General features: G+C 73.0%; 1 protein-coding gene. It reads right to left on the reverse strand.

Features of this window, described 5'->3' with window-relative positions:
* Nucleotides 1-382 (reverse strand): DUF6541 family protein (locus G3I65_RS12035; RefSeq protein WP_345944078.1); only part of this gene is annotated, 382 nt, incomplete at both ends.

Genomic DNA, 382 nt, shown 5'->3' on the forward strand with positions numbered 1-382 from the left:
CTGCCGGCGAACACCGCGCGGCCGCCGAGCTGGCGCACCAGCGCGACCAGCGCCAGCGCGAACAGCCCGGCGATCGGCATCGTGACGGCGTTGAGCGTGACCGGGACCGACGTCCCGGACAGCTGGTAGACCAGCGCGCCGACCAGGTGGTACGCGTTCGGGTAGAAGGAGCCCTCGGGGTACCAGTTGATGGTGCCCATGCCGGTCAGCGAGCCGTCGCCGGTCTCGGCGATGTAGCGGATGCCGTTCGCGTGGAACACGGTGTCCCAGCGCTGGAACACCGCGGTGGTCCCGCCGCGGCCGGAGACCACGACGGCGATCGAGACGGCGGTGGCGATCGCGACGCAGGCGCCGACGGCCAGGTGCGCGCGGCGCGTCCACG

This window comes from Amycolatopsis sp. SID8362 (assembly GCF_010550475.1).
GTDB classification, from domain to species: domain Bacteria; phylum Actinomycetota; class Actinomycetes; order Mycobacteriales; family Pseudonocardiaceae; genus Amycolatopsis; species Amycolatopsis eburnea.